The following is a 25,176-nucleotide window of genomic DNA, read 5'->3' as shown; positions in this document are numbered from 1 at the left end:
GTTTTTAATTAGTATTCTTGAAAAGAGACTGCAAATATAGATATATTACTAATAACTGAAGGGCCCTTTTCGTGGAAAAATAAAGATAAGCAAGTTTTATCACCAATTGTCTGTGCGGAAGGGGGCTGTCGGTAAGCCGGATATTCCGTATAAGTTTCCATCTGGGTTATCAGCCCAATTGTATCTGACAGCCACCGGATGGGGGACGTCGGGTGATTCTACTACGACCTCTTTCTTCAGAATAGTTACTGTAGCCGGGTAGAATATATGGTCTGCACCTGCAATGATAAAACCTTTGACAGTGTCGGGTTTCATAAAGCCTTTATCCAGATTATCAAAACTGATGCGTATTGTATTTCCTTCTATACGATAGTTCTTGAAGAGGGGGGATTGGGGCATCTTTTTCTTTCTATATGTTTGTTTCAGGGCAAGTTGGGACAGACGCAGTCCTACTTCCTGTTTGTTTTTGGGGTGGATATCATCTGTTTCTCCTAAATCGATAGTCACAGCCATACCGGTGTCATTCAGATAAAGAGCCTTTGATTGTGCTTCTCTCAACGCTGCCCATTCCGAGTCGGGTTGTATTTCTTCCCGCTTTAGAAAATTAGCCAGTTGTACGAAGTAGAAAGGCATATCGGGTTGCTTCCATTTATCACGCCAATCAGATATCAGTGACATAAACAGGTCAGCATATTCATCAGCTCGTCCTACGTTCCCTTCTCCTTGATACCAAATAACCCCTCGGATGGGAATTTGGGTGATGGGGTGTACCATTGCATTGAAGAGGGTAGTGGGGTATCTGGGATTGGTCTTGGGCGAAGGCGGCAGTGGCTCTATCCCGGCCAATGAAAAGCCGGATAAATACTTCCAACTTCCCGCCAATGTGACAGGTTCTTTACCTTTTACCGTCATTGTCATATTTTCCGGTTTTCCGATGAGGCCCCCTTCTCCGGCATAGTTGGTCACACGTATGGTGAGAACAGCTTTTCCCCGTTTCACTAACTTATTGGGGACAGTGTATTGGCGCATGGCGTCACGGCCGTTTCCACGTCCTATTTCCACGCCGTTATAATAGACAATGTCTTCATCGCTTATCTTGCCTAAATTGACAGTAATCGGCTTCCTGTACCAAGAACGAGGAATATCTATGGTTTTTCTGAACCACATTACGCCATCAAACCCTTTCACTCCATTACTTTCCCAACTTCCCGGCAGATTCATTTCTTTCCAATTCTCGTCCGAATAACCGGGGTCAGCCCATACTTGATGATTGTCACACCATCCCATATCATGTTCATACAAAGCTTGATACCATGCTTTTCTTTTCTTGGCATACTCTTCATCAATCTTTTCGGGATGAAATCCCAAGGATTCCAGCATATCCATTTCGTGCTCAAACTCTTGCAAGTGTTTCAAACCGTCATAACTGGTCCATGCTTCAGCAGGAGTGCCTCCCCATGAACAGTCTATAACACCAACAGGGACTTTTAATTTCTTTTGTAACTGGCGAGCAAAGAAGTATCCCACAGCCGAGAAGTTCTCTACGCTTTGAGGAGTGCATTCCTGCCATCCTCCTTGTGTAGTACTAAAATCCTCCTTGGGCGTTAGTGATATTTCTTTTTTTACCTTAAATAAGCGTATGGCGGGATAAGTCGCTTCGTTTATCTCGTTTTCATAATTTAATACTTTCCCCCAACCACCGACCGGCATTTCCATGTTGGATTGTCCCGAGCAGAGCCAAAGTTCGCCTATCATGATGTTGTGTAGGACAAGTTCTTCTTCATCACGAAGTGTAATGTCGTAGGGGCCTCCGGCAGATGGGGTAGGGATTTCTATCTGCCAGTTTCCCTGTTTGTCCGTTTGGGCCATATAGATGTGCTTGTTCCAACCGGTTATCACCATAACCTCTTTTTGGACCGTCGAGTGTCCGCGAAGGGTTATATCTGACTTTTGTTGCAGTACCATGTTGTCGGTAAATAGGGCGGGTAATGTCACTTTTGCCTCTGTAACACAGAATGTCACCAACAGTCCTAGTGTCATCATTAGTTTTTTCATGTACCTTCAATTATTGTTGTGTTATTCTCTTCTATAATATCAGTGGGTATAGTCAGTGTTAATGAGTCCTCTGTCTTTGAATATTATTTTTACCATTCTATATGCCATTTCTGTCAGTAGAATCCCCAATGCTGCACCTACTATTACATCTATTATCCAATGGCGATTGTTGAGAATGCGTGTCATGCCGGTTATTATGGCGGCAGCATACGCAACGATGCCTACCCATACGCTCTTAAATCCATATTCTTTATAGAGCAGAGTGGCTGTCATGAATGCCGTTGCTGTGTGTCCTGAAGGAAAAGAGAAAAAGTTGGACTCGTCGGGACGTAAAACTCCGCATGCCAATTTCAGGGAATTCACCACCAGCTGAGTGAGGATAATGGAGAGAACGATAAAGGTAAGAAGTCGTTTCCATTCAAATTTCCCTTTTACTCCACCCAGCTTTAACCCAATCAGGAGGATACCCGGGAACAATTGCAGGTAATTGTCATAGCTTTGATGGAAGAGAGGAGTATGCATATTACGTAGTCCGCGCACATAAAGGTTGATATTCTCAATGATGGGATGAAGAAAGCCGCTTTCCCCCCATAGCTGTGCGGCTATGATAATCAGAATAATCATATAAAAGGATACCCATATAATCAGTTTATATCTTTTCATACTTTTTCTATTTTAAGGTAATAATTGTCGCTGTCGAAATATGCCCGAAAATATGTATTCTCTCTACATCTGTTTTTGATACGTCGGATTTATTTATTCAGTAACTTCAGATATTGTCCGTATCCTTCTGCCGCCATTTTTTCCTTGGGGACGAATTTTAGGGATGCGCTATTGATACAATAACGCAAACCGCCTTTATCGGCAGGTCCATCCGGGAAAACATGTCCTAGATGTGCGTCTCCGGTTTTACTTCTTACTTCGGTACGAATCATTCCGTGGGTGGTGTCTGTCAGTTCTTTAACCAATGCGTTGTCGATAGGTTTGGTAAAACTAGGCCATCCGCAGCCGGAATCAAACTTGTCGGTAGAAACAAATAAAGGCTCACCGGTAGTAATATCGACATAAATACCTTCTCGCTTTTCGTTCCAATATTCATTATGAAAGGCGGGTTCTGTTGCATTTCTTTGGGTGACAGCATACTGTTCGGGCGATAATTTGTTGCGCAGGGCGGCATCACTTGGCTTTTTGTAGGAAGGGGTGGCATTGGCACGTCGTGCCAATTCGAAAAGTTTAGGATTGAGATGACAATACCCATCAGGATTTTTATCCAAATAGTCCTGATGATATTCTTCAGCATTATAGAAATTCCTTAAAGGCGCTACCTCGATGGCAAGCGGACGTGAATACTCTTTGGCCAATTCGCGGACAGCATTTTGGATAACAGCTAAATCAGCCTTATCGGTGTAATAAATGCCAGTACGGTATTGAGTGCCTTGATCGTGCCCCTGTCTATTGATGCTGGTAGGGTCAATTGTTTGAAAATAAAGGTTGAGTAACAGCTCAAGACTGACCTCTTGAGGGTTGTAAACAACCTTCACGGTTTCGGCAAATCCTGTTTTATCCGTACAAACTTCTTTGTAAGTCGGGTTTGCTGTATTACCATTGGCATAACCTACTTCGGTGTGTTCTACTCCCCTGATTTGTTTCAGGAAATGCTCGGTTCCCCAAAAACAACCCCCTGCCAGGTAAATTTCACTCGTTTTTTCCATTTTAGCTTCTAATATTTGGCTTATGAAAAGCATGAAAATAAAAATAATATATCTCATATAATAGCTATAACAATTGAATGCAATTTATTGTTGTAGTCTATTGAACTTCTAATGCAAAGTTAGAACTAAATTCACAGAACATTGTTATTTTCAAGACTAAATGTTTTTACTGTTATGAAAAAGATATTGATCAGCGCATTGTTATTGACAGGATGCGCATTGCCGACAATGGCTTGTACCGGGATTTCGGCAACAGCAAAGGATGGTGGATATGTGCAGGCACGCACTATAGAATGGGGCGATAGTTATTTGCCCAGTCAGTATGTAGTGATTCCTCGCGGACATGAAATGACATCCTATACTCCCACGGGGATAAATGGGGCAAAGTTTCGTGCACGATATGGAGTAGTGGGCCTTTCCATTGTATTGAAGGACTTTGTAGCCGAGGGTTTGAATGAGGCAGGTCTTTCGGCAGGGCTGTTTTATTTTCCCCATTACGGACATTATCCGGCTTATGATGCAAAGCAGAATGCGCAGACAGTGGCCGATTTACAATTGGTGGCCTGGATACTTTCCCAATTTTCGACAATAGATGAAGTAAAGGCTGCGTTGCAGGATATACGTGTGGTGTCTGTAGATACGACTGGAGCGAGTTCTACGGTACATTGGCGAATAGGCGATGCAAGCGGCCGGCAGGTTGTGCTGGAGTTTGTAGATGGTGTTCCTCATTTTTATGATAATGAGATTGGTGTATTGACCAATTCGCCCGGTTTCCCTTGGCAAATGACTAATTTAAACAATTATGTGAATCTTTATCCGGGTGGGGCAGAGGCTCATCAATTAGGTGGCGTAACTATCTTTCCATTTGGTGCAGGTAGTGGGTTTCGGGGAATCCCCGGAGATGTAACTCCTCCTTCACGTTTTGTTCGTGCAGCATTCTATAAGGCAACAGCTCCGCAGTGTGCCACTGCCCACGATGCTATATTGCAAAGTTTTCACATCTTGAATAATTTTGATATTCCTATCGGTATAGAACATACATTGGGTCATGCACCGGCTATCCCTAGTGCCACACAATGGACTTCTGCCATTGACCTAACGAATCGTAAGGTCTATTATCGTACGGCGTATAATAGCAATATTCGTTGTATTGATATGAAGAAGATTGATTTTAGTAAGGTAAAATATCAAGCTTTTCCTTTGGATAAGGAACAGGTACAACCGATAGAAGAGATAATTGTAAGATGAGACATGCTGGGGTTTTAATAAGATGAGGAGTAAAGGACAAAGAAAATCCACCTTTTTTGAAAAAAAGTTTGGGAAATGTTTGTAGATTCAAAAATAAACCATACCTTTGCACCCGCAATTCGGAAGAAAAGCAATAATAAAGGATTGATTCGCTAGCTCAGCAGGTAGAGCACAACACTTTTAATGTTGGGGTCTTGGGTTCGAGCCCCAAGCGGATCACCAAGAAGCTGGACAAAACCAGACAAAGAAAAGACAACTCCTACAATATCAAGGTATTGTAGGAGTTTTTTCTTTGTATAAAGTCCGTGACCGAAGACACGAAAAGGTCACAAAAAGACATACTTTCGTGACCAATTCGTGACCTGTCCGACCTTTCGGATTTTAGGTCACGGAATGTCTGAAATTGGCGGTTTGTTGTCTTGATTTGTCCGTACTGCAAATATCTCATTTTCAGTTTATCAATTTAATTTTGTAACTAAAAAAAGAGATTATGAGAAGTACTTTCAAGCTACTCTATTTCGTCAAACGAAATGCAGTAAAGAAGAACGGCAACGTACCGATTATCGCACGTATCACCATTGACCAAGTTGTAGCCCAGTTCAATACCAAGCTGGAAATAAATCCGGCTCACTGGAGCGTGAAGTTAGGCAAGGTTTCCGGCAGAACCGCAGAAGCCGTACATATCAATTCCATGTTGGAGAGTATTCGTAGCACGGTACACCAACATTACCATGCGTTAATGGCGCAGGACGGATATGTGACGGCAGAACTGGTAAAGAACGCCTTTTTAGGTAAGATTGCAAGGGAACGGACTTTGATAGAGTTCTTTAAACAGCACAATGAACAATACTTGGAGAAAGTGAAGATGAATACCGCAGACAAGACCTATTCACGTTACGAACTGACAAAGAAACGGCTTGTTGAATTCATGAAGTTCAAGTATTCGGTTTCCGATATACTGATTAAAGACATTAATGTGGTGTTCATTGAGGACTTTTTGCTATATATCAAAAACAACTACGGGTGCAGCCACAATACGGCGATGAAGTTCGTGCAACGCTTTCGCACGGTGGTAAACTTTGCCAAGAATACGGGTTTAGTGACTGCCGACCCTTTCGGTAGTTATCGGGTAAGGTTTGAGCGTACCGATAGGGATTATCTGACTATGGAAGAAATTACCACTATTTACAACCATGAGTTTAGCTCTAAACGACTGGAACAAGTACGTGATTTGTTCATTTTCAGTTGTTATACGGCACTTTCCTACATTGATGTATGCGAGTTAAGGCAGGAGGACATTCGTACCGGATTTGACGGCAATTTGTGGATTATGCGCAAAAGGCACAAAACGAATGTTACATCTACCGTCCGATTGCTGGATATACCCAAAGCCATATTGGAAAAGTACAAAGACCAGTTACCGAACGGTAAGATTTTGCCCATTATCAGCAATCAGAAAATGAATGATTACTTGAAAGAAATTGCAGCCATTTGTGGAATTGAAAAGACCTTGACCTACCATGTGGCACGCCATTCGTGCGCCACTTCGGTGTTGCTCGCAAACAGTGTTCCTATTGAAACGGTATCTAAGATTTTAGGTCATACCAACATCAGGACTACTCAAATCTATGCGAGGATTACCGATTTGAAAATAAGTAACGATATGGAAATGTTGATTCAAAGATTAAATAAGAACTAAAAAAATGGGGTGTGTTTTTTGCACCCCATTTTTGACAACAAACCTTAATGTTCAAGAAAAATAAGCCCTAACTCATCAACGTATTTACGAAGCACATAAGGGAATTCTTTCATATAACCCCAATAATCCTTTTTCCCAAGCATATCCCTCATTAAAGGATGTTGGAATGTAAAATCAATCATTTCTTGAAAATTTTCAATCGCTTCTAATTTCGTATCTTTATTACTTCGCGACTTCAGTATTGCCAAAAGTTCTTTTCCGCTGTCGTATATCCATGGAAAATCCCTTTTTAATTGACTTAAAATTATTAAAAATCCAAATGGATTTTTTCTTCCCCTATTGCTTACATGGATTAATTCTTCTAAAAACATGGGTTGAAATCTTCTTGCTGTTCGTTTCAACTCCAGCTCAGAATTTCTTTCTGTTCTTTCTATTTGTTCTTGTGCCAAAAGTTTTAATTGTTCCAAACTTTCATATAATTTAGGGTCTGTAGTCCTCAAAAGTTTTTGGTTATTACGAGATAAATCCAAAATTTCTTCTAATATTTCAGAATAAGCAGGTGATAAATCTTTTGGGGAATCTGTTGCCTCTGTTTCATCTTGAATACCTTTTATCTTATTTAATTCTTCTTCTAATGTTGGATACCAAACTTCAAAAGCCTTATTAAGCATGGCTTCAGGAATACTAGCTTCCCCACAAGCTTTATTAAGGCTTTTCAATAATTTATGAATATCTTCTTTTTGAAATATAGTTGATTGAAATTGCAAAATAGGCCCGTCAACTTCTGACCTCTTAATATCAAACAAGAAAGGACTAACAAATGACTTATCCATTGTTTTGGATAAAGCACCAGCCTCAAAAGACAACCACGGAGCATTTATATTATCTTTAGTTACACATAAAATTCCAAATGTGGAGTTTTCTAACTCTGTTGCAATATCTGTACTCCATCTTGCACCTTTGTCTATGTCTTCTGATGAGACATATGGCTTTATTGATTGAATAACAGAAGGCAACCAATCACGAAAGACTAATGCTACATGATGACTCTTATTCCCGGACCAACTTATAAAAACTTTCATAAAACAATATTTTTCTTTAAGGTGATAATAGCAAATATACACACTTATTTGCTATTACACAAAATACTTAAGAAATATCGTTGAAATCATGTTATCGTCAGATAACAGCAAGGTGTGATTTGTGGCACACAAATCTGTTTTCCGTGCCGCAAAACACCTTGGGCAAATTCACTCCAAAGTCGTGTTGCCAATGAAAGAAAGGCATTCCCTAACTAAAGATTTTCGCTCGTCGGGACGGGTGGTCCCGCCCCTTGCCGCTGGGCGTTCCCCGACCGATGAGTTATTTTGCAATCCTGCAATCTTGTTTTATTGAAATATTGATAGCTGGATTGATTGAAAGCAAGATTTCAATATGGCAGGATTGAATGAAAACAATATAACACTGGCGAAAAGAAAAATAGAAACCTGTCATTTACTATCATCTTCGTCCATTCGTTTGACTAAGCTGTCTTGTAAACGGCTAAGATATGCCGTCCGGTCTTTCTTCCGTTCTTTCATGGCAATATAGGCGGCATAATAATCGCCTAACTCCACTTGAAACACCGTACCGAGGAAGTTCATCATTTCTTTTATTTCCACGTTGCCATTGTTAATGTCACCCGAAGAGACAAGGGAATAACCCAATTCTATCAGAAAGACCTTTTTACCCGTGAAACGAAAAGGATATTTCAGACACTTTTGCAGATTGTCTTCTACTTGGGTATTGGTTTCCAGTTTTACCAGTCTTTTGTTCAGATAGATACGCAGCATTTCATTGGCTATGATTTTAGCCACCTTATAATCATACCCGGTGGAGAAATTCGGGTCTTTATCGAATTGTGCGCTATCGGTACATAGGCGTAAATCGGACTTTCCACGGACAAAATAATATTCATCATACAATGTTGAATGAGAGCGATAATATTGGTAAAAGTCCAGATTACGGTTAAAGAAATAGGTCAGGTTATCCAGTTCTTTGCTGATATAGTTTCTGATTACATCATTACTACCATTGGGGCATTGTGTTTCTATCCGATAAATCTTATAGAAAAATAGCAGCCTGCCAAGAATTTCCGGTTTCTGTGTTTTGAAAAATGTAATTTCATCCTCTTTGGCTGGAAAAGAATAAGTTTGCAGTTTTGCTTTTAAATCATTGAGAACTGCCTGCAAACGATGTACCATTGAAAGAGAATTTTCGACAATATCATAACCGTAGAGGTCTATCTCGTCAATCTCTACATCTATTTCTGATAAAATGTTTTCTAAAAGCTCTTTCATCTTTTCAAAATCTATAATTATCAATCAAATATTTCTCTTATTCGAGATAAGAGAAAGCCGGATATGGACGATATAGAATAGAACACATTCTTAGCATTATGACTTTCTAATGTTTCGCTTTGTGAAATACTCCATGCGGCAGACAAACATCTCACATTCGCCTTCTGACATTCTTTTATATCCGAAACCGTATCTCCGATATACACGATTTCATCTGCTGACAAATGATAAGTATGCAGCAATTCTTCCAACGCTTCCGACTTGACGTTTCTTTTCGCATTTCCGGTAACGACCTTTGCAAAGCAGTTTTCCATACTGAATTGCCGCAGTGTTATATCACAGCTTTTTGCTCCCTTACCGGTGATAAGTGCCACAACAATGCCCTTTTGCTTCAATAAAGTTATCAGTTCACGTATTCCTTCAAAAGGTTTCGGGCACATTGTTTTATGTAATGTTTCATAGATTACATAAAAATCGTGTAACGCTTGTTGCTGGTATGCTTCAGCAACCACACATTTTATCATGCCTTCTTCATTCAGTCCAAATGTCTGTACTACTTCCTCATCCGACAATTCACGTCCGGCATAGGGGTGTGTGGCTTCCTTAAAAGCCTGTATGCACATCGGCAAGGTATCGCCTATTGTACCGTCCAAATCAAAAGCGACTAATTTAATCATGGCTATACGAAGTATTGATTTCCCGAATTACCCTACATGGATTTCCTATGGCAAGACTATTTGACGGGACGGATTTAGTGATAACACTTCCCGCCCCGATGACACTTCCCCGACCAATAGTAACACCCGGCAGGATGATAACACCGCCACCAATCCAGCAACCATCCTCAATGGTTACGGGCAAAGCATACGTGTGGCGAATATATTCTATACCATTTTGCTTTTCTACGGGTTCTAAACGTTCGTTCAGTTCCACCGGATGAGTAGCCGTATAGATTTGTACATTTGGAGCTATCAATACATTGTTTCCTATTGTGATTTTATTGCAATCCACAAAGGTACATCCGGTGTTTATGCTGACATTGCTTCCTATACAGATATTACAGCCATAATCACATATAAAAGAATGCCCTACCGAAACCTTTTCGCCAACGCTTTCAAACATTTCTTTCAATAACGCATACTTTTCTTCTTTGCAATCATACGGCAATGAATTGTATTTCAGCAACAATTCATGCGTTTTTCTTTTAAACTCCATAAATACGGGAGCATGACAATCGTACCATTCGCCCGACAAGCATTTTTCCAATTCTGTTTTCATACCTACTCATGATAAAAGTTACTACTATTTTTCTATTTGTGGCAAAGTTATACATATTCATGAAATAAAATCTGTATTCTTTTTCTCTTTATTTGTATCTTTACACCTGAATAGCAGATTACATAAAATGAAAAGGGAAAATCTACACCAACCGTTTGAAATCAGTTTCAGTGAACTGGACGAGTCGCAATTAAAGGAACATGACCATACGTTCTTTGAATTGGTCTATATTCTATCGGGTACAGGTGTTCAGTGGATAAACAATAATAGGTTTCCTTATCATGACGGACATCTTTTTATGATTACTCCCGGTGATATACATTCGTTTGACATTCATACTACCACAAAGTTTGTTTATATAAAATTCAATGACATTTATATTCATTCGGCAGTTTTCGGTGCGGAGAATATCCAACGGTTAGAGTTTATACTACAACACGCCAACCATCGCCCCGGCTGCATCTTACGCAACCAAACCGACAAATTGCTGGTAAAACCTATGATAGAAGCGATTATTCGTGAATACTTGAACAAAAAGATATATAGCAGTGAAATTATTACGCAGCTAATCAATACAATCGTGATTGTTGTCGCCCGTAACATTGCTTTGTTCCTGCCTGAACAGATAGACGAAAAATCAGAAGAAAAGTCACTGAACATATTGCAATACATCCAGTCGAATATTTGCTATCCCGAGAAGATAAAAGCCAAAACGATAAGCCAACATTTCGGCATTTCCCCAAATTATCTTGGGAGATATTTCAAAAAGCAGACCAATGAAACTATGCAGCAATATATCTTCAACTATAAAATGCAAATGGTGGAAAGCCGTCTTCTGCACAGCGAAATGAGAATTAGTGAAATAGTAGAAGAACTTGGATTTACAGATGAAAGCCATTTGAACAAACTATTCAAGAAATACAAAGATTGCAATCCAACTGATTTTAGGAAGAAGTATCGGGGTTAATAAGGCTATTTTTTAGTGCAAGGTGCAAGTATATATCTATATATATATAGCTTGCACCTTGCACTAACCTTAGAATGTTTATTTTCAACGGTTTGCATAATCCAAAAATAATGCGTATATTTGAACCCAAGATGTTGGCAGACAGACACCGGACAACAGCAGACAGTTTTTAAGGACTAAAGCGTGACGGATGCAAAGCCGAAATTTCTGAAAGCACTGATATTGAGGAAGAAATAACGCTTGGTTCATGACCCAGGCGGATCACTTGAAAAAAGAGAGTTACACCAAAGTAACTCTCTTTTTTTATGCCTGAATTGCGCTGGTTTACATGGGGCCAGCTGGGTTCTCAATCGCATCCTGCTACACATACGGGGGCAGTAGCCTGCACGTATATATGTCATTGTGTTAGGTTCCGCCGCATCATAGGCATCTTCATCAGCCAATCCGAAAAGATTAGCTTTTATTCCTAATAAAATAAAGAACGGAAGTTTTTGAAAACAAACGGAACTATTCCCACTGAATTTCTATTAAAAATATAATCAGACTTTCATTTTCTCTTTTTCCAACGCCTCCTTCAATATTGTTCTATCAAGTTGCCCGGTACCAGAACGGACTATATACAGGGCGCACCGCCGCACCACATTGGCTATGAAGCCACCTGAAAGCTCTGTCCGGGCTGCCATATTTATCACTTCTTCAGCATCATTGTCCAACCAGTCCAACCAGTCGGAAGGGAGCATCTTGCGCCACAGTTCGGCACGCAGTTCCTCGGTGGGCATGGGGAAATAAATGACCGACTGGAAGCGGCGGGAGAACGCCTCGTCAATGTTCGAGCGCAGGTTCGTCGCCAGGATGATGATGCCTGGAAAATCCTCTATACGCTGTAACAGATAAGCCACTTCCTGGTTGGCATGGCGGTCATTGGAGGTGTTCGTGGAGGTACGCTTGCCGAACAGCGCGTCCGCCTCATCGAAAAAGAGAATCCAGTTGCGGTTCTCGGCAAGGTCGAACACGCGGGCAAGATTCTTCTCCGTCTCGCCGATGTATTTGGATACAATCATTGACAAGTCCACCCGATAAACATCCATTCCGTTCCTTTTACCCAACAAGGTGGCTGCAAGCGTCTTTCCTGTGCCCGGAGGCCCGTAGAACAGCGAACGATAACCGGCTTTTAGGAATCTGGACAGCCCCCAATCGTCCATTATGATTTTTCCTGATTCTATCCATGTACATATCTCGTCCAACTCGGAAGCGACCTGATAATCCACGACCATATCTTCCCACTCCAGTGCCGTAGTTATGCGCTTGGCAGGAAAGCCTATATTATAGTCCGGCTTGTACTCCTTATCAAGCATCACGCGGCTGAGGAATTCTTCCGACACCCTCAGTTGTCCGCTCAGGAAAGGCTCACCTTCGTTGGCTCCTTCCAGCCGGAGGATGTTTCTGCCGTAGAACCAGTGGTCTTTCTGGAACATGCTGACTACCGATTTCCGTTTCTCCACATTCTCTCCGGCGATGATGAACGAGGCCGTCTCGCCTGTAGGCAGGAAGCCTCCATGCGAGAGTCCCTTCCAGCCGCCGAACTCCGTATATTGGCGGTCGAAGTTCTTGTTCTGCACGAAGAAGATGTCCAGTACCTGCGGACAGACATGGGGCATCAGGGCGAGCATCACGACTGTCCGTTCCTGAAAGGTTATCTGCTGTACTCCTGTCTTTTCCTCCATCCAGCCGTTGGCAGGTGGTTTTACTTCCGCCAGTGAGGTATATTCGCATTCTTGCTCGAAATAGAGCTGTATGGCAACCGTCAGAACTTGGTTGAACCAAGCAATATAATCATTCATACCTTTTCTATTTACAGACTGTTAGCCTTTGCACCCATCACATCCGCTTCATGTTCCAAACCGGCATTGTCATTCACAGGCATTCCGCCTATTTCTGTTGTCGGTTCCACACGTCCCGCCATCTGTTGTGCCACGTGCCATGCCTCATGGGGCAGATGCTGTTCCTGTCCGGGAGCCACGTGTATGTCCGTTCCCTGTGTGTAGGCCAGTGCCTGCACGGTGGCAGGTTTGTCCGAGTTATAATGCACCCGCACATCGTCCATTGCAAAGCCGGACAGATGCTCGACACCGGCTTTCAGGTTGTCCGGCATTCCGGTCTCATTCGGTTTCTGTTGCATAGTAGTGTCCGATTTCATCTGTGAAGCTTCGTCCTCGTCTTCCTCGCGTTGGATGGTTCCGTCAAATTTTCCTTGCAGCGTATCGTCCTCTTCATCTTCCCCCACACGTTGCACAGGCTGTTCGAACTTTCCCTGCAAAGCATCTTCCTCATCCTCGCCCACACGCTGCAACGCGGCATTCAGACTGCGGTTGTCAACGAATTGCAATGCGCCGCCACCGTCCTGCTTCTGCTGGAGGGTGCGTGCCGTCTTTTCCTGATATACTTTCTCTGCTTCCATATTTTTTATTTTTATAGTGGATAATCCGATTAAAATCTCTGTTTCTCATGCCAGGATACCTGTATGTATTTCTTCAGCCACGGGAAACGTATTTGCCGGAATGCCCACGGGATGGTGTCGAGCAGGATGTCGTACGCACGGCTTTCAATCGTCAGCAACCATTTCTCGTCCTGTTGTTCCAGCCGTCCGTCACGCTGGATGAAGCTCTGACGGAATCCGTTTACCGATGTACCGTCCATTCTCGACCAGTTGGATTTTATGCTTGCCAGCATATTGTCGGCCATCTCTTTTTCTCCGTCCGTCAATTCTACCCGTTTCGGCAACGGAACCTGTGCGGGCAGGGTGACAAGCAGCCGGTTGAAGGCCAGTTCCGGCTCCCGGTAGTCTTTTTCTTCCGGGTTTACTAAATATTGCAGCAGGAACACGGCGCGGATTCTTGATGCGGTGTCCTTGAAATTTCTTCTCTCCTCGTCCTGATAACCAAGCAGGAAGAACAGTCGCGGGAACCAAGGCGAGAGCAGGCACAGTCCGGCATTGCCGACAAGTGTCACCTCCAGTTCATCTTCCTGGCTACTCTCCAATACTCTTTCTTCTTCCGGGGTTATCCCCAGACTTTCCAACATGTTACTCATAATTTCTTCTTTTTTATTTTCAGTTATATTTTGTATGACAGGAAGCGACAGCACGAATGAGTGTGTTACTTCCATTTTATCTACATAATAGGCGAACTTTACGGCATCATTTTCCGCAAGGTATGTTGCCACTCCGTATGTCAGCGTCGCTTCATCCGCCAACTTGCTTTGTTCCAGATATCCAACGACCTGCCGCAACAGTTCCTCCAAGGTGAGGGACACGCTTGCCGCCAGGCACAGCCATTCTGAAAGTTCAGTCCATTCCGTCCATTTATCCAACGGCAGCCTGCCTTGTGCCGCCAATCTTTGTATATAGCTCAACAGCTCCGTTGGACGTGAACGCATATAGCCGCGAAGCAATCGTTTCCGTACCTCTTCGGGCAGAGCGTCATCCGTAAGCATTTCCAAAGGAAGGCCGGTAGCATCCTCACTTCCATAAAGGTGTGACAGGAAGAAGACCGTCATCTGCCGGATGCTCTGTCTTTTCCAGTCCGTAGTGCCTGTCCATAGCAGAAGAGCGTTCATCATGTCCGTTGCCGATATCCGGTCAGCCGACCGGATACCCAGCCATTCCATCAATTTTATAAAAGCGGTAGGATTCCCCAATCCGGATACGGAAGAAAGCACGGTTATCATACGTCTGAGCATTGCCTTGTCCGCTGCATGGGATATACACCGAATAAATTCCGTATCAGAATTATTCTCTAACATTGCAACGAACGCTTCCGGCTCTTTATCCAATACGCCAGCTACAAGTTGATATAGTTCCGCATCATTCAACCGGCTGTATTCAGCCAGCAGTCTTTCGGAAGTCGCGTCCTCTGATGCCGGGAGTGCTGTAGTATCCTTGCCTCCCAAGCCCAGTTCATCAGTCACTTCGTCCTGCAAATGCTTCCATTCCTTATTGTCGTTGTAGTCCGTTCGCCTTGTATATACATAATACAGATGTTCCAGGAACTTCCCGACTACTTCCTGCTCCGTCAGATTCCTTCCCCTTAGAGTGTCTTCGTCCTGCATGAACAGCAGAAACGCTTCCGACAACGCGGTTGTAAAGGACAAGTTGGTATGAGAGAGGAAAGCGAACCGTCCCCGCTCTTTCTGCAACCAGTCCACTGTCCGTGAAAGCAACAGAGCCTGTTTCGCATCCACTTTTTCCACTACGCCCGACAACATTTCTATAGGAATACAGGTTGACATAAAGGAAACCGCTTCTTCGTTCTGTGGCAGCTTACGAAGTATCACAATCAGTTCCTGCGGCTTCTCCCGTGCCAGTGCCTGCAACAGCTCGCGTTTGGATTCGGCAGTGACCTCCGCATCTTCCAGCCATTCCATAAAGCCGTCGGAGGTATTCCAATCACTTTCCAACAACGTTTGAACGGTATTTGAATGCACCTTGATATGCTGTGACCATTGTTCAAACATGGACATGGCGTGACGCATACGGAAATCCCCGGTATAAGACAGCAACTCCATCAGTTCAAGAGTCTCGTCCTCTTTCATTCCGTCAGCCGTAATGTCTCCGGCCATCCCGTATAATAACCACTTTGTTACCGCAGAAACATTTTCCTTTCCGAACAAGGCAGTTAGAAAAAGAGAGGACAGTATCGGGAACGGACTTGCTATACCTGCTTGTACTTTTACTTCTTTTGCCAGCCATACGAGCACCTGTACGCTCAATGTCAGGGAGCTGTCTTGCAGGTATGCGGAAACCGCGTTTCCCTCGGCAAACAACCGGTCAATTAACAGCAGCAACTTTTCAGCCTCTTCCGTCCCGATGTGGCGGACAACCATCCGCCTGATAACGGATTCTGTTGCAGAAACGCTGATTCGACTGATTGCACTTGTCAGAACACCTTGTTCATACAGTTCTTCTATCACATCCTCATAGTTGTCTTTATACCGTTCCAGAAAAGAAACGACCAGCCTCCGTTTCACCGTCTCGGAAATATTTCCGGCAGCCAACAGCATTCCGAGCTGTCGGATGCTTTCCTTTATTTCCTCATTGTCTTTCATGTCAAAAGACTCAAAAGCTTCTGCCTTGTTTTCCGATAAACAAAGCTCATTCATCCATTCCTCAACCGTCGTCTCATCATTCTTGCCGGTTGTTCCGCTTATTTCCTTGTTCATCCATTGCAACAAGTACTTACTCTTTTCATAACCGGGAAGGGCATAGTCGTTGCCTTTTATCCAAAGCAGCACCGCTTTACGGAATGCAAAAGAAAAACTTTCGTGGGATAATCCGTCCGCCAGCCTGTTATCTTTAACAAGACCGGTCAGATACCTTACAACTCCATCCACCGTTTCCATCGCCGCCAACGATGTGGATGCAAGCAACCGTTTCCATGTCCTCTCATCCATCAGTCTTGCTGAGATAGCTATCAGTTCATCGTTATCCGTGACCTTACTTTTTAGCCATGAGATAAACGCCTCCGGTTTTTGCCGCACCATTATGGCTATCAACATTCGCTTGTCCGCGTCACTTCGCCTTGCATCTTTCAAGAAGGCGCTTACATCCTTCCTGCTGAAATCTGTCAGCGAAGAAACCGTCTTTTCCACTGAAACGATTCCATCGGCAGTTTCATCTCCTGAAATATTCATGCCCGAAGAGAAAGCCAGCAGCGACAACTGCATGAACACACGATACAATTGAAGATTATAATAGCCGTCAGATGCAGGCGAACCGTCGACATTACGGGGCTGCATGTTGTATATCGCATTCAGCACCTCCTTGTAGTAGGTTGCTCCGAACACTTCCAGCAAGAAGGCTGCGGTCAGTTCCGGCTTTGACAGGTAGAGCGTATGGTTACGTTTGCGGACAAAGGTCAGCAGCCGGTAGTGCAGGTGGCTGATGAAGTCACTCTTACCGCCGAATATGGCGACCCCGTTATAAGGGTAATACTTGATAAGCCATTCGTACAGGTAATGCCAGTAGGGTGGCAGGTCCACCTCGGCGTGCTCTCCGGCTTCCTCCTCCATAATCTTGCGTACGGAACGGGTGCCGAGCAGTTCCGCCATACCGTGCAGCCGCCCGTCCTCCTCTGTCTCGTGGATAAAGCGCATGGGGACATCCGGCTGTATCTCCAAGAAAATCTCCATGAAGCGGCGTTTCCCGTCCTTTACGGAAAAGGTCCGGTCCATGGCGATGGAATACAGACGGACAAGCACGGCGGCATGGTCTGTCTGCAACAAAATCCGTCTCAATACATACTCGTTTGCCATGCACAGTCCGGCAATTTTTTCCAGACAGCTTTTATCCGGTCCAGCCACGCTTTCAAGTTCTCTTGAAAGGTCAAAATCCATGTCAGTCCATTCGGTCTTCTGTATTCCATACTCCAGATAGTACAGCAGGTTGGCCAAACGCGCCTCCGCCGTTGTCGCTTCTTTCCCATCCGCAGGTGCGGATGGCAAGTAAGGCAACGCTTTCATCAGTTCCTCGCGCAACCTTCTTGGAAATTCCGAACGAAAATCCTCCTGCGGAATGCTGCCCAAGTCAAGGTCGAGCATTTCAATCTCGTGAAGTACCCTGTCCCTGTCATACACGGAAAGGCATTCCTCCACTATATTCTCAAGACAGGTACGGCAGAAGCTGTCCCAGTCCGCATACAATCCTTGCGCGAACCGTTCGTCATCCATGACGAAATCAAACGACAGATGGTCAATGCTTATCATTATCCCGCCTTTCCCTTATTTTACTTTTTCAAGCAGGTCGCACATGCTCCTGTACAACACCATCTTGTATTTATACATCTCCTTGTTTCCCATCGCCATCATGATTCCCCTGTAGCATTTCTCGAACTCCATCATCTGCTGCTGGTCGAGCCAGTAAAGGTGGTAAGTCAGGTGGGCCGGAATGATGGTCCGTAACAATCCGTCGCACATCTCGCGGAAGCGTGCCGAGTGGAAACGGCAGGTCCATGACGGGAGCACAAGGTCAAGTTCGAAGGGCCGGCTCTCGTCCAGAAGCACCGGTTCGAACACATAGAGGGTCTCGCACTCCCTGTTGAGCTTCCACAGGAATCTGCGCAGGACTACTGCCAGCGCGTTCAGCTTATTCCTGTCCCGGTCGCGTCCGAGGTTCGTCCAGCCCTTCCTTTCCCGGTTATGGAACACCAGCATGTAGTAGCCCCGGCCGGCATTCACTATCCGGTAGTTGTCCAGCCGGATGCCGTTACGGAAAAGGTCGCGGCTTATCTTGTTCTCGTTAAATATCGGCAGGTCCTGGCGCAGGCGGGTGTAGTCGTCACGCGGGTCTTCCTCTTCTTCCGCCTTGTCCATATCTATCTTCTCCACCTTGTCGGCATCCAGCATCCGCTCGTCAATCAGTGCGGATTCCGCTTCCGCTGACCAGTTTTCCCCTTTCTCCTCCTCGATGAACCTCAGATTATAGCCGGGCAGCACGTTCCCCACCGTACGGTCCTCGCTTCCGTTCGTTCCCAGCATCAGGCAGAACCATTCCTTCACCATGGGCACGTTGTCCTCGAAACGGGGGTTGGTGATGTCCCTCGCCTTCGGGCGGTTCTTGGTCAGATAAGCCGCATGCCGCAGGAAAACCATGCGCCGTTGCAGGGTTTCGTGGGGTGTTTCCCCATAGCTGTCGAACTCGTTGAGCCATCCGGGGTGGCTCTCCACTCCGTATAGATTGTCGAGGAAGTCGAGATAGAGGCTTTTTAGTCTGTACAGGCCCTTTGCCGCCGGACGTTCCGCTTCTTCCTCCTCAATGGAGAGTGCCTGCGGCAGGTTTTCCACCTCGTCCAGACCTTTCTGTATCACCCGGTCATACAGTTTCAGATACGCCTCGAACGAAGTGGGCTTCTCCCGGTTCTCCGTCAGGCGGTAACACAGGGGGAAGTCCCCGGCCAGCGGAGCCTGTGCGAAGATGTCCCGGTAGTTCGCTTCCGGTCCGCCCCAGTCATATACCTTTGAGAACACGTCTTTGTTGATGCGTCCTTGCGTATAATAGAGGGTGCGCAGCAGGTTTCCGAACCGTTCGATGTCCACGGGCATCTCCGTCTGTCCGCAACGGATGCGTACTTTCAGTTCGTCCTTCTCTTTCGGGATTTCCAGGCCATACCCTTTCGAAAAGTCGCTCTGCGGCTTGCCGTCCTTCATCAGATAGCAGATGCCGAACGAGCGTATGCCGTCCAGTCCGCGCAGTTTCTTGTAAAGCTCGTATTCCGTATATTGTTGGCTTGCCATGATGATACGCGTGCCGTCCTCCGAGCCTTCCAGCCATTCCTCCGGCGGAAGTTCCGAGGCCAGCCGTTCCTCCTCCGTACAGAGGTGTGCCGTTCCCGACAGGTAATGCAGTATCGTGCCGTATATCCGGGCGAGCAGCAGCGTGGCGTCGCATCCCGGCTCCAGTTCCAGTTCGGCCTGGAACTCCAGCTTGTCCTGCAGCACCACCGCCACATGGTTCAGCCGTTCGCACAGGTTGCGGTGGCTGTTGTAAATCTCCCTGATGCGCTTCACGATGGCGGCCTCGTTCCCCTCCTCGAAAGGGGAAGGGGTGAAGCTCACTTTGTATCCGCCCGTTTCGTCATCGCACTCCACCGCCACATTCTCTATCTCCGGGAGGCGGGCGAGCAGCAACCGCCGGTAATCCTCCGTCGTGACGGGGGTGGTGGTATAGACCTCTTCGGGAGGCAGCAGTCCGTAGCGCTCCGGGCAGAATGTCCCGTCTTCCGTTGTCAGATAGTCGGCAATCGGGAAGCCGAGCTTGTAGTCCAGTTCCGCCAGCGCATAGTCGGCCACATCCGTCAGGGTCACCCCGGGGTCGTGCGCGTTGAAGTCCGTCCACACGTTCCCCGACATCCGCTGCACCTCCTCCAGTGTCCGCTCCTGCAGGCGTGAGAACAGCTCGTCGCTCTCCGCCTGTTGCCTGATAAATGGCTGTTTCCGTTTTTCACCCATTCTTCTTTATTTTTTAATTTACTATGCCTTGTACACTTCCACAATCCTGCACCGCACCTCGCCGCCCAGCCGTCTCTTCGTGCGTATCTGCAGGCTTGAACTTCCGTTCCAGCGGAGCCGGATGCTGCCCGACCATCCCCACCAGTGTTTCTGCGGCGACTCTATCCATTGCTCCACATTGTTCATCCATACCGCCGTGGCGCGTGTCAGCCGGCAAAGCCCCACATTGTCAGTACAGGAGGCGTGGATGCGGAACACGCGGCAGTCCGCATCCCCTTGTGCGGGACTGACAGGCGCATCATGCCACTTCCTGTCGGCGGGGATGGTGAAATATCCGTCCTCAACGGCAGGCGTGGGTTCCGCGCCGCCACCGGGCAGTGTCACCGTCTTGTCCTGCGAAATCCCGACGACCGTCTCTCCGTCTTCGTTGCTGATGACCAGTTGCTTGTCTTTCGTCACGCTTATCGTCCATGCGGCTCTTGCTCCGTCTTCCGGCTTATCCCTAAACAGTCTGATGTCCAGCTTCCCGGCTTGTACGGGGTAGAAGGCCCAGCCGGTGGCGGTCTGTTCCACCTGTCCGTCCTCGGCGATGTTCGCCATGGAGTCTATCAGTCCGGCGAACTGCTCTTCCGTGGGCACGCAGCCTTTCTTGAAATATTTCTTCAGCTCCTTCCTGTTCTGTCTGATGATGTCTCTGTCCATAAGCTTTTTTATTTTATGATGAAACTGCTTCCTATCTCGGTACTGTCGATGCCGTAGTCGGGAGAAAGCAGGATGATTTCTATTTTAGGTACCAATACACTCCAGGGTCTCTCACCTTTCAGGATGATGTCCCTGCTGTCGAAGTCCACCGCCGGAAGGCTCGTCTTATCGACGGACAACTCTGCTATCGCCTGCAGGTTCTCGTGATTGGCCATCCGCGAATGCAGTTCCTTGTACGAGAAACTCTGTTGCAGTTCGGGGATTTCCCCCTTGCGCTTCCAGGGGGCGAGATAGTTCTGTGCCAGTACGGTGAGGTCACGGACCACCTTGCCCTCGTCCCGCACTTTCTCACGCAATACCGCCTTGCAGACTACCTTCATTTCCTGATATGCCGGATTGATGACCTTGAATCCGGCAAATGGCGGGACGTATCGTTGCATCATCCGCTGCATCTCTGTCAGTTTCCACAACGGTGAGAGGTAGTATTCCCCATCCGCCGAACGGCTGAAGGCCACCAGGCGCACTTCTCTTTTCTCCTCTCCGGTGCAGGGGATACAAACCGCCTTGTCCACCTCGGGGAAGTGTTCCAGCAGTATCCGCTCATAGTCCCCGGCATTGACCGCCCTGTGGCGGTTGCCGATGCGTGAGGTCAGATGTGCCGAGAGGCCGCTTTCCGTTCCGGCGGGTCTGCCGCCGAATCCGGACAGGGGCTGGACGATACTTTCTATCCGCCCGTTCGCCTCCGGCATCTGCTGTATCGTTCCGGCAGGCAGCGGCTGTCCGTCCCCGTTCTGTGCCGTCAGCAGGATGTGGTTCGTCCATACGCTGCGGATGGCCAGGCAGGAACTGGTGTCGCCTTTCACCGAAGCGCGCAACACTACCTTTCCGTCCCGGTTGCTGTCGTTTTCCGTAATCTTTTCGGGCAGTCTGATTACGATGAGTCCGCTTTGCGTCAGTCCGCAGGTCTCCTCGCCGGTCACCGCTGTGGAAGGGAGTTCCGTCCATACGCCGTTTTTCCGATATTCCCAGACAAGGCCGGTACCACTGTCTCTGGATTCGGGCATCCGGTAGGGGATATTCTTCGGTGGTATCACCATGTCAAGGTAGAACCGCAGGGTCTGTTCGCCCCCGGCATGAAGGAATGAGAAGTACAGCGCCTTGTCTTCCCCGTCGGCAAACCGGCTCTTGAAAGGAGTCCCGCCGCCGTCCGGAACCGCTATCAGCTCGGATTGGGGGATGACAGACAGCTTTTCCACCGCCTCGTATTCCAGTTCCACATCCGCCAGTACCGGCACCGGCGGTTCTTGTGGCAGTTCCTTCCGCGCCTTCTCCTTGCAGCGGCTGTTGTATATCATGATGTCGGTAAACCGCTTGCGGTATTCGTCCGTGCCGAAGCCGATGGAGGGGAAGACGAGCGTGGCGCGGAAGAATCCGTCCTTGTCGCGGCTGTATTCATAATCGCTGCCTGGCGTATATTCCCCTGCTCCCGAGAAATTGAAAAACACATCGGCAGGGCGGAGCTTCCCTTCCCCGTCAAAATTGAAAAGCGGTTGGGAATTGCCCTCGCAGGGATTCCAGACGCCTTTTTCCTGCCGTTCAGTACTTACTTTGAATGAGGACGCATCCACGCCGTAACCTTTGTACAACTCGTTTAGCCCCTTTTCCGTATCGGGCACTTTCTTCCAGTTGCCTTTTATATGCACCCCGGTCAGAGGCTTCAATCCCATTTCCTCGTTGCCGGACAGGAACCATGCGCCGCATTCCGCCTGTATGCCGAACGGCTGGAACGGCTGCGTGGTGTCCACCTCGCCCAGTTCGTTGTAGAAAGTGAAGTTGCGTATTCCCTTTACATGGACCCGTATCTCCGCTTCGCCGGTTTCCATCCGGCTTATCCGGTCGTAGGCCCCGTCATCCCCGTTTGTCAGGATGCGCAGGACGGGATAAGCTGTACCCTTTCCGTGTATTTCTTCGTTGCACGCCGTCGGCAGCGTTCCGTCCCGTTCGATGGGGATACGGAAGCATAGTTTGCCGTTATCGGCAAAGCACTCGCCGCGTTGCTCCTCCCAACCGCTTTCACCGCTGAGCTGGAAGGTGAAGCCTTTGATTCCCTGTCCGTCGGGAGGCAATATGCCGGCCGGGGCTCCTTTGATGCCGAAAGAGACGGTTATCGTCCGTTCGCCCTCGTTCAGTACGAACATGGAGGATTCTATCTGCCATCCGAAAGCCAGCGCCTCGCCCTGCTCCGGGTCGAACAGTGTTTCGGCGGCTGCCGTATCTTCCGGGCGGATGGTCTGTCTGCGTATGCCGGTTGCGTTTCCGTTTTTCAGGAGGTACACGGCATCCACTTCCGCGCACTCTATGGGGCTGACTGTCTCGTCTTGGGTAGTCCGGTAAATCAAATCCCCGCCTTCGGCATTCTGTCCGGCGATGAACTCTTGTCCGGCTTTCAGGGTGAATTTTTCTGTCGGACGGACTGCGATATAGGCATGGTCCTGTATGACAGCTTCCGGCTTCACGTGCAGTATTTCATTCCGGTAGAAAGAGGGAAGCTCTGCCAGGCGTTGGTTGAACGTATCTGCCAGGCTGCAATAATTTCTTACGTAGGCAATGAGCAGCGACAACGCCCCGTCCACATCGCCGCCGTTCTCTATCTGCTCCAGATAGTAACCAGCATGTTCCTGTATGGACCTGACGGTGCGCAGCATACAGTAATATCCGTGCTTCTCCGCCTCGTCCTCCACCGGGAGCGACCTTTTCAGGCTGTCCCTCAGTTGGACGGCAACCGTCACGGCGGGGCTTTCATTCAGTCCCGTCCTCCAGCTCTTGTCGATAAATGCCTCCAGCCGTGCCGTCCATCTTCTGATGTCGGTTTCCAGTTTGTCATGAAAATCAGATTCTCCGGTGGTTCCCTGTGCGTCGGCAAAGCTCTCGTCATAACCGGACAGCCGTTTGCGCATGAGGTCGGCAACCACGGTCAGCACATGGTTCTCCAGCAGGGGGGCAAGCGTGCCTTCCTGTCCGTCGTCATCGCGATATTCCAGCCCTTTGCTGTAGCGCGCCAGCCGGTGCAGCAGCATTTGCCAGCTGCTTTCCATTGCCGGGAGTCCGTGCAGTTGCACTGGGTCGGTTTCATAGTCTGTGCGGAGCGTGCCGCTGTGTCTGTCGTTTGTTGCCATAGGCTTGTTATATCGTTTTAATGTCTCACTATTTTCTGTGTTCTTCGATACTTGGGAAAAAGAAATCGCCTTGCTCTGGCAACATCGGATTGCAAAAACAAGGCGGAATAATGGGGATGAAACGGGGACTTACAGTAAGTCCGTAATGGCTTTCGCCGGAATTTCCAGCTTGGAGAAGGCGAACATCTTCTTTCCTAAATCTTTTAATGAGGCTCCGATGTGATACACATCCGTACCGTCTATTATCAGAAAGCGGTCGTGACTCTTTTTGTAGGCATGTATCTTTATCGGAGGGTATTGGCTGTTGTGGCGGTTCAAGTCCAGTTGAAGCCGGCTGCTTATTGTCTGCGTATAGATGTCGGCTTTCACTCCGTTGTTCCGCTTGCTGAGCATCAGCAATACTGATTCGTCCACATAATTGTCTATCAGCAGGATGGATTTCTTTGCCGTCCGTATCAGGTCTATGGCGAACTTGTAGGCATCGAACAGCTGGCCGTCATAGAATATGCCTTCTACCGGTGGCAGCGAGGTGCGCACGAAGAAGTCTATCTTGCCGTCTATCCTGTCTAAACGTTTTTCATGTTCTATAAACTTGCTTTCCACCCGGTGCTCAAGGTTACTTAACCGTTGGTTCACTGAATATCCTTTCAATAAATATTCCTTCAGTACCTTGTTCGCCCATTGGCGGAACTGTGTGCCTCTTACCGACTTAACTCGGTATCCGACAGATATTATCACATCAAGGTTGTAAAAGTTTGTGCGGTATTTTTTACCGTCAGCGGCAGTACGTAAGGATTCCTTACATACTGAATTTTCGACCAATTCACCCTCCTTGAATATGTTACGAATGTGCAGGGTAACATTGTTTCTCGTGGTTTGAAACAACTCTGCCATCTGTGCCTGTGTCAGCCACACCGTTTCCTCTTCCAGCCGCACTTCCAGCTTCACCTCGCTGTCCGGCTGATAGAGTATGATTTCTCCTTGATTCTCCATTTATATC

17 protein-coding genes and 1 tRNA gene are annotated in these 25,176 nt (G+C 46.9%); 4 read left to right on the top strand and 14 right to left on the bottom strand.

Going from position 1 to position 25,176, the window contains the following annotated elements; all coding sequences use genetic code 11:
• Window positions 1-99: 99 nt before the first annotated feature.
• The 3 genes from IR173_RS04440 to msrB form a co-directional block, all read right to left on the bottom strand.
• Entirely contained in the window at window positions 100-2,055 is a 1,956-nt protein-coding gene (locus IR173_RS04440; RefSeq protein ID WP_237038489.1) for a sialate O-acetylesterase, read from the bottom strand.
• Between the two features lie 39 nt (window positions 2,056-2,094).
• A complete protein-coding gene (locus IR173_RS04435) occupies window positions 2,095-2,718 on the bottom strand; it encodes a phosphatase PAP2 family protein (RefSeq protein WP_237038488.1) in 624 nt (207 codons plus the stop codon).
• 89 nt (window positions 2,719-2,807) lie between these two features.
• The gene (msrB, locus tag IR173_RS04430) at window positions 2,808-3,824 is read right to left on the bottom strand and encodes a peptide-methionine (R)-S-oxide reductase MsrB (protein ID WP_371315891.1); all 1,017 of its coding nucleotides are present in this window, start codon (window positions 3,822-3,824) and stop codon (window positions 2,808-2,810) included.
• A gap of 117 nt (window positions 3,825-3,941) precedes the next feature.
• Between msrB and IR173_RS04425 the strand changes: the two genes are divergently transcribed.
• The 3 genes from IR173_RS04425 (at window position 3,942) to IR173_RS04415 (ending at window position 6,714) form a co-directional block, all read left to right on the top strand.
• Window positions 3,942-5,015 (top strand): linear amide C-N hydrolase, encoded by a 1,074-nt coding sequence (locus tag IR173_RS04425; RefSeq protein WP_237038486.1) that lies wholly within the window; start codon window positions 3,942-3,944, stop codon window positions 5,013-5,015.
• Window positions 5,016-5,161: 146 nt separating this feature from the next.
• A tRNA-Lys gene (locus IR173_RS04420) sits at window positions 5,162-5,237 on the top strand.
• Between the two features lie 268 nt (window positions 5,238-5,505).
• The gene (locus IR173_RS04415; RefSeq protein WP_237038485.1) at window positions 5,506-6,714 is read left to right on the top strand and encodes a site-specific integrase; all 1,209 of its coding nucleotides are present in this window, start codon (window positions 5,506-5,508) and stop codon (window positions 6,712-6,714) included.
• A 44-nt stretch (window positions 6,715-6,758) separates the two neighbouring features.
• Here the strand turns inward: IR173_RS04415 and IR173_RS04410 are convergent, their stop codons facing one another.
• The 4 genes from IR173_RS04410 to IR173_RS04395 all read right to left on the bottom strand — a co-directional run bounded on the left by IR173_RS04410 (window position 6,759) and on the right by IR173_RS04395 (window position 10,331).
• The gene (locus IR173_RS04410) at window positions 6,759-7,796 is read right to left on the bottom strand and encodes a TIR domain-containing protein (protein WP_117463044.1); all 1,038 of its coding nucleotides are present in this window, start codon (window positions 7,794-7,796) and stop codon (window positions 6,759-6,761) included.
• 408 nt (window positions 7,797-8,204) lie between these two features.
• Window positions 8,205-9,053, bottom strand: a complete 849-nt coding sequence (locus tag IR173_RS04405) for an RteC domain-containing protein (RefSeq protein ID WP_195281455.1) — start codon at window positions 9,051-9,053, stop codon at window positions 8,205-8,207.
• A gap of 20 nt (window positions 9,054-9,073) precedes the next feature.
• On the bottom strand, window positions 9,074-9,730 hold the full coding sequence (locus IR173_RS04400) for an HAD family hydrolase (RefSeq protein WP_237038484.1): 657 nt from the start codon (window positions 9,728-9,730) through the stop codon (window positions 9,074-9,076).
• A complete protein-coding gene (locus IR173_RS04395) occupies window positions 9,723-10,331 on the bottom strand; it encodes a sugar O-acetyltransferase (protein ID WP_237038483.1) in 609 nt (202 codons plus the stop codon). The genes IR173_RS04400 and IR173_RS04395 overlap by 8 nt, the downstream gene beginning before the upstream one ends.
• Window positions 10,332-10,458: 127 nt before the next feature.
• Between IR173_RS04395 and IR173_RS04390 the strand changes: the two genes are divergently transcribed.
• Window positions 10,459-11,298, top strand: a complete 840-nt coding sequence (locus tag IR173_RS04390; protein WP_237038482.1) for an AraC family transcriptional regulator — start codon at window positions 10,459-10,461, stop codon at window positions 11,296-11,298.
• Between the two features lie 539 nt (window positions 11,299-11,837).
• On the opposite strand, the gene IR173_RS04385 is transcribed toward IR173_RS04390, so the two are convergent.
• The 7 genes from IR173_RS04385 to IR173_RS04355 form a co-directional block, all read right to left on the bottom strand.
• The gene (locus IR173_RS04385) at window positions 11,838-13,139 is read right to left on the bottom strand and encodes an ATP-binding protein (RefSeq protein ID WP_237038481.1); all 1,302 of its coding nucleotides are present in this window, start codon (window positions 13,137-13,139) and stop codon (window positions 11,838-11,840) included.
• 11 nt (window positions 13,140-13,150) lie between these two features.
• Window positions 13,151-13,756: an eCIS core domain-containing protein gene (locus IR173_RS04380; RefSeq protein WP_237038480.1), complete on the bottom strand. Its 606-nt coding sequence runs from the start codon at window positions 13,754-13,756 to the stop codon at window positions 13,151-13,153.
• Window positions 13,757-13,785: 29 nt separating this feature from the next.
• Window positions 13,786-18,057, bottom strand: coding sequence for a contractile injection system tape measure protein (locus IR173_RS04375; protein ID WP_237038479.1), 4,272 nt, complete (start codon window positions 18,055-18,057; stop codon window positions 13,786-13,788).
• Window positions 18,058-18,072: 15 nt separating this feature from the next.
• Window positions 18,073-20,298, bottom strand: coding sequence for a hypothetical protein (locus IR173_RS04370; protein ID WP_237038478.1), 2,226 nt, complete (start codon window positions 20,296-20,298; stop codon window positions 18,073-18,075).
• A gap of 21 nt (window positions 20,299-20,319) precedes the next feature.
• Window positions 20,320-21,000 carry a hypothetical protein gene (locus IR173_RS04365; protein ID WP_237038477.1) on the bottom strand — a complete coding sequence of 227 codons (681 nt, stop codon included), beginning with the start codon at window positions 20,998-21,000 and terminating at the stop codon, window positions 20,320-20,322.
• An 8-nt stretch (window positions 21,001-21,008) separates the two neighbouring features.
• A complete protein-coding gene (locus tag IR173_RS04360) occupies window positions 21,009-24,176 on the bottom strand; it encodes a baseplate J/gp47 family protein (RefSeq protein ID WP_237038476.1) in 3,168 nt (1,055 codons plus the stop codon).
• A 129-nt stretch (window positions 24,177-24,305) separates the two neighbouring features.
• Window positions 24,306-25,169, bottom strand: a complete 864-nt coding sequence (locus IR173_RS04355) for a virulence RhuM family protein (RefSeq protein ID WP_237038475.1) — start codon at window positions 25,167-25,169, stop codon at window positions 24,306-24,308.
• Window positions 25,170-25,176: the final 7 nt, after the last annotated feature.

Origin of the sequence: Phocaeicola faecalis, assembly GCF_021730445.1 — a bacterium.
Taxonomy (GTDB): domain Bacteria; phylum Bacteroidota; class Bacteroidia; order Bacteroidales; family Bacteroidaceae; genus Phocaeicola; species Phocaeicola faecalis.
The sequence above is the reverse complement of the archived record's forward strand: the minus strand, read 5'-3'. Positions and strand labels throughout refer to the sequence as shown.

What these genes read in the sequence shown, in the direction of transcription:
- msrB (WP_371315891.1), bottom strand. Translation starts at nt 3,824, where the DNA reads ATGAGATATATTATTTTTATTTTCATGCTTTTCATAAGCCAAATATTA.
- IR173_RS04390 (WP_237038482.1), top strand. Translation starts at nt 10,459, where the DNA reads ATGAAAAGGGAAAATCTACACCAACCGTTTGAAATCAGTTTCAGTGAA.
- IR173_RS04355 (WP_237038475.1), bottom strand. Translation starts at nt 25,169, where the DNA reads ATGGAGAATCAAGGAGAAATCATACTCTATCAGCCGGACAGCGAGGTG.
- IR173_RS04360 (WP_237038476.1), bottom strand. Translation starts at nt 24,176, where the DNA reads ATGGCAACAAACGACAGACACAGCGGCACGCTCCGCACAGACTATGAA.
- IR173_RS04395 (WP_237038483.1), bottom strand. Translation starts at nt 10,331, where the DNA reads ATGAAAACAGAATTGGAAAAATGCTTGTCGGGCGAATGGTACGATTGT.
- IR173_RS04370 (WP_237038478.1), bottom strand. Translation starts at nt 20,298, where the DNA reads ATGGGTGAAAAACGGAAACAGCCATTTATCAGGCAACAGGCGGAGAGC.
- IR173_RS04385 (WP_237038481.1), bottom strand. Translation starts at nt 13,139, where the DNA reads ATGAATGATTATATTGCTTGGTTCAACCAAGTTCTGACGGTTGCCATA.
- IR173_RS04415 (WP_237038485.1), top strand. Translation starts at nt 5,506, where the DNA reads ATGAGAAGTACTTTCAAGCTACTCTATTTCGTCAAACGAAATGCAGTA.
- IR173_RS04375 (WP_237038479.1), bottom strand. Translation starts at nt 18,057, where the DNA reads ATGATAAGCATTGACCATCTGTCGTTTGATTTCGTCATGGATGACGAA.
- IR173_RS04410 (WP_117463044.1), bottom strand. Translation starts at nt 7,796, where the DNA reads ATGAAAGTTTTTATAAGTTGGTCCGGGAATAAGAGTCATCATGTAGCA.
- IR173_RS04440 (WP_237038489.1), bottom strand. Translation starts at nt 2,055, where the DNA reads ATGAAAAAACTAATGATGACACTAGGACTGTTGGTGACATTCTGTGTT.
- IR173_RS04400 (WP_237038484.1), bottom strand. Translation starts at nt 9,730, where the DNA reads ATGATTAAATTAGTCGCTTTTGATTTGGACGGTACAATAGGCGATACC.
- IR173_RS04405 (WP_195281455.1), bottom strand. Translation starts at nt 9,053, where the DNA reads ATGAAAGAGCTTTTAGAAAACATTTTATCAGAAATAGATGTAGAGATT.
- IR173_RS04365 (WP_237038477.1), bottom strand. Translation starts at nt 21,000, where the DNA reads ATGGACAGAGACATCATCAGACAGAACAGGAAGGAGCTGAAGAAATAT.
- IR173_RS04380 (WP_237038480.1), bottom strand. Translation starts at nt 13,756, where the DNA reads ATGGAAGCAGAGAAAGTATATCAGGAAAAGACGGCACGCACCCTCCAG.
- IR173_RS04425 (WP_237038486.1), top strand. Translation starts at nt 3,942, where the DNA reads ATGAAAAAGATATTGATCAGCGCATTGTTATTGACAGGATGCGCATTG.
- IR173_RS04435 (WP_237038488.1), bottom strand. Translation starts at nt 2,718, where the DNA reads ATGAAAAGATATAAACTGATTATATGGGTATCCTTTTATATGATTATT.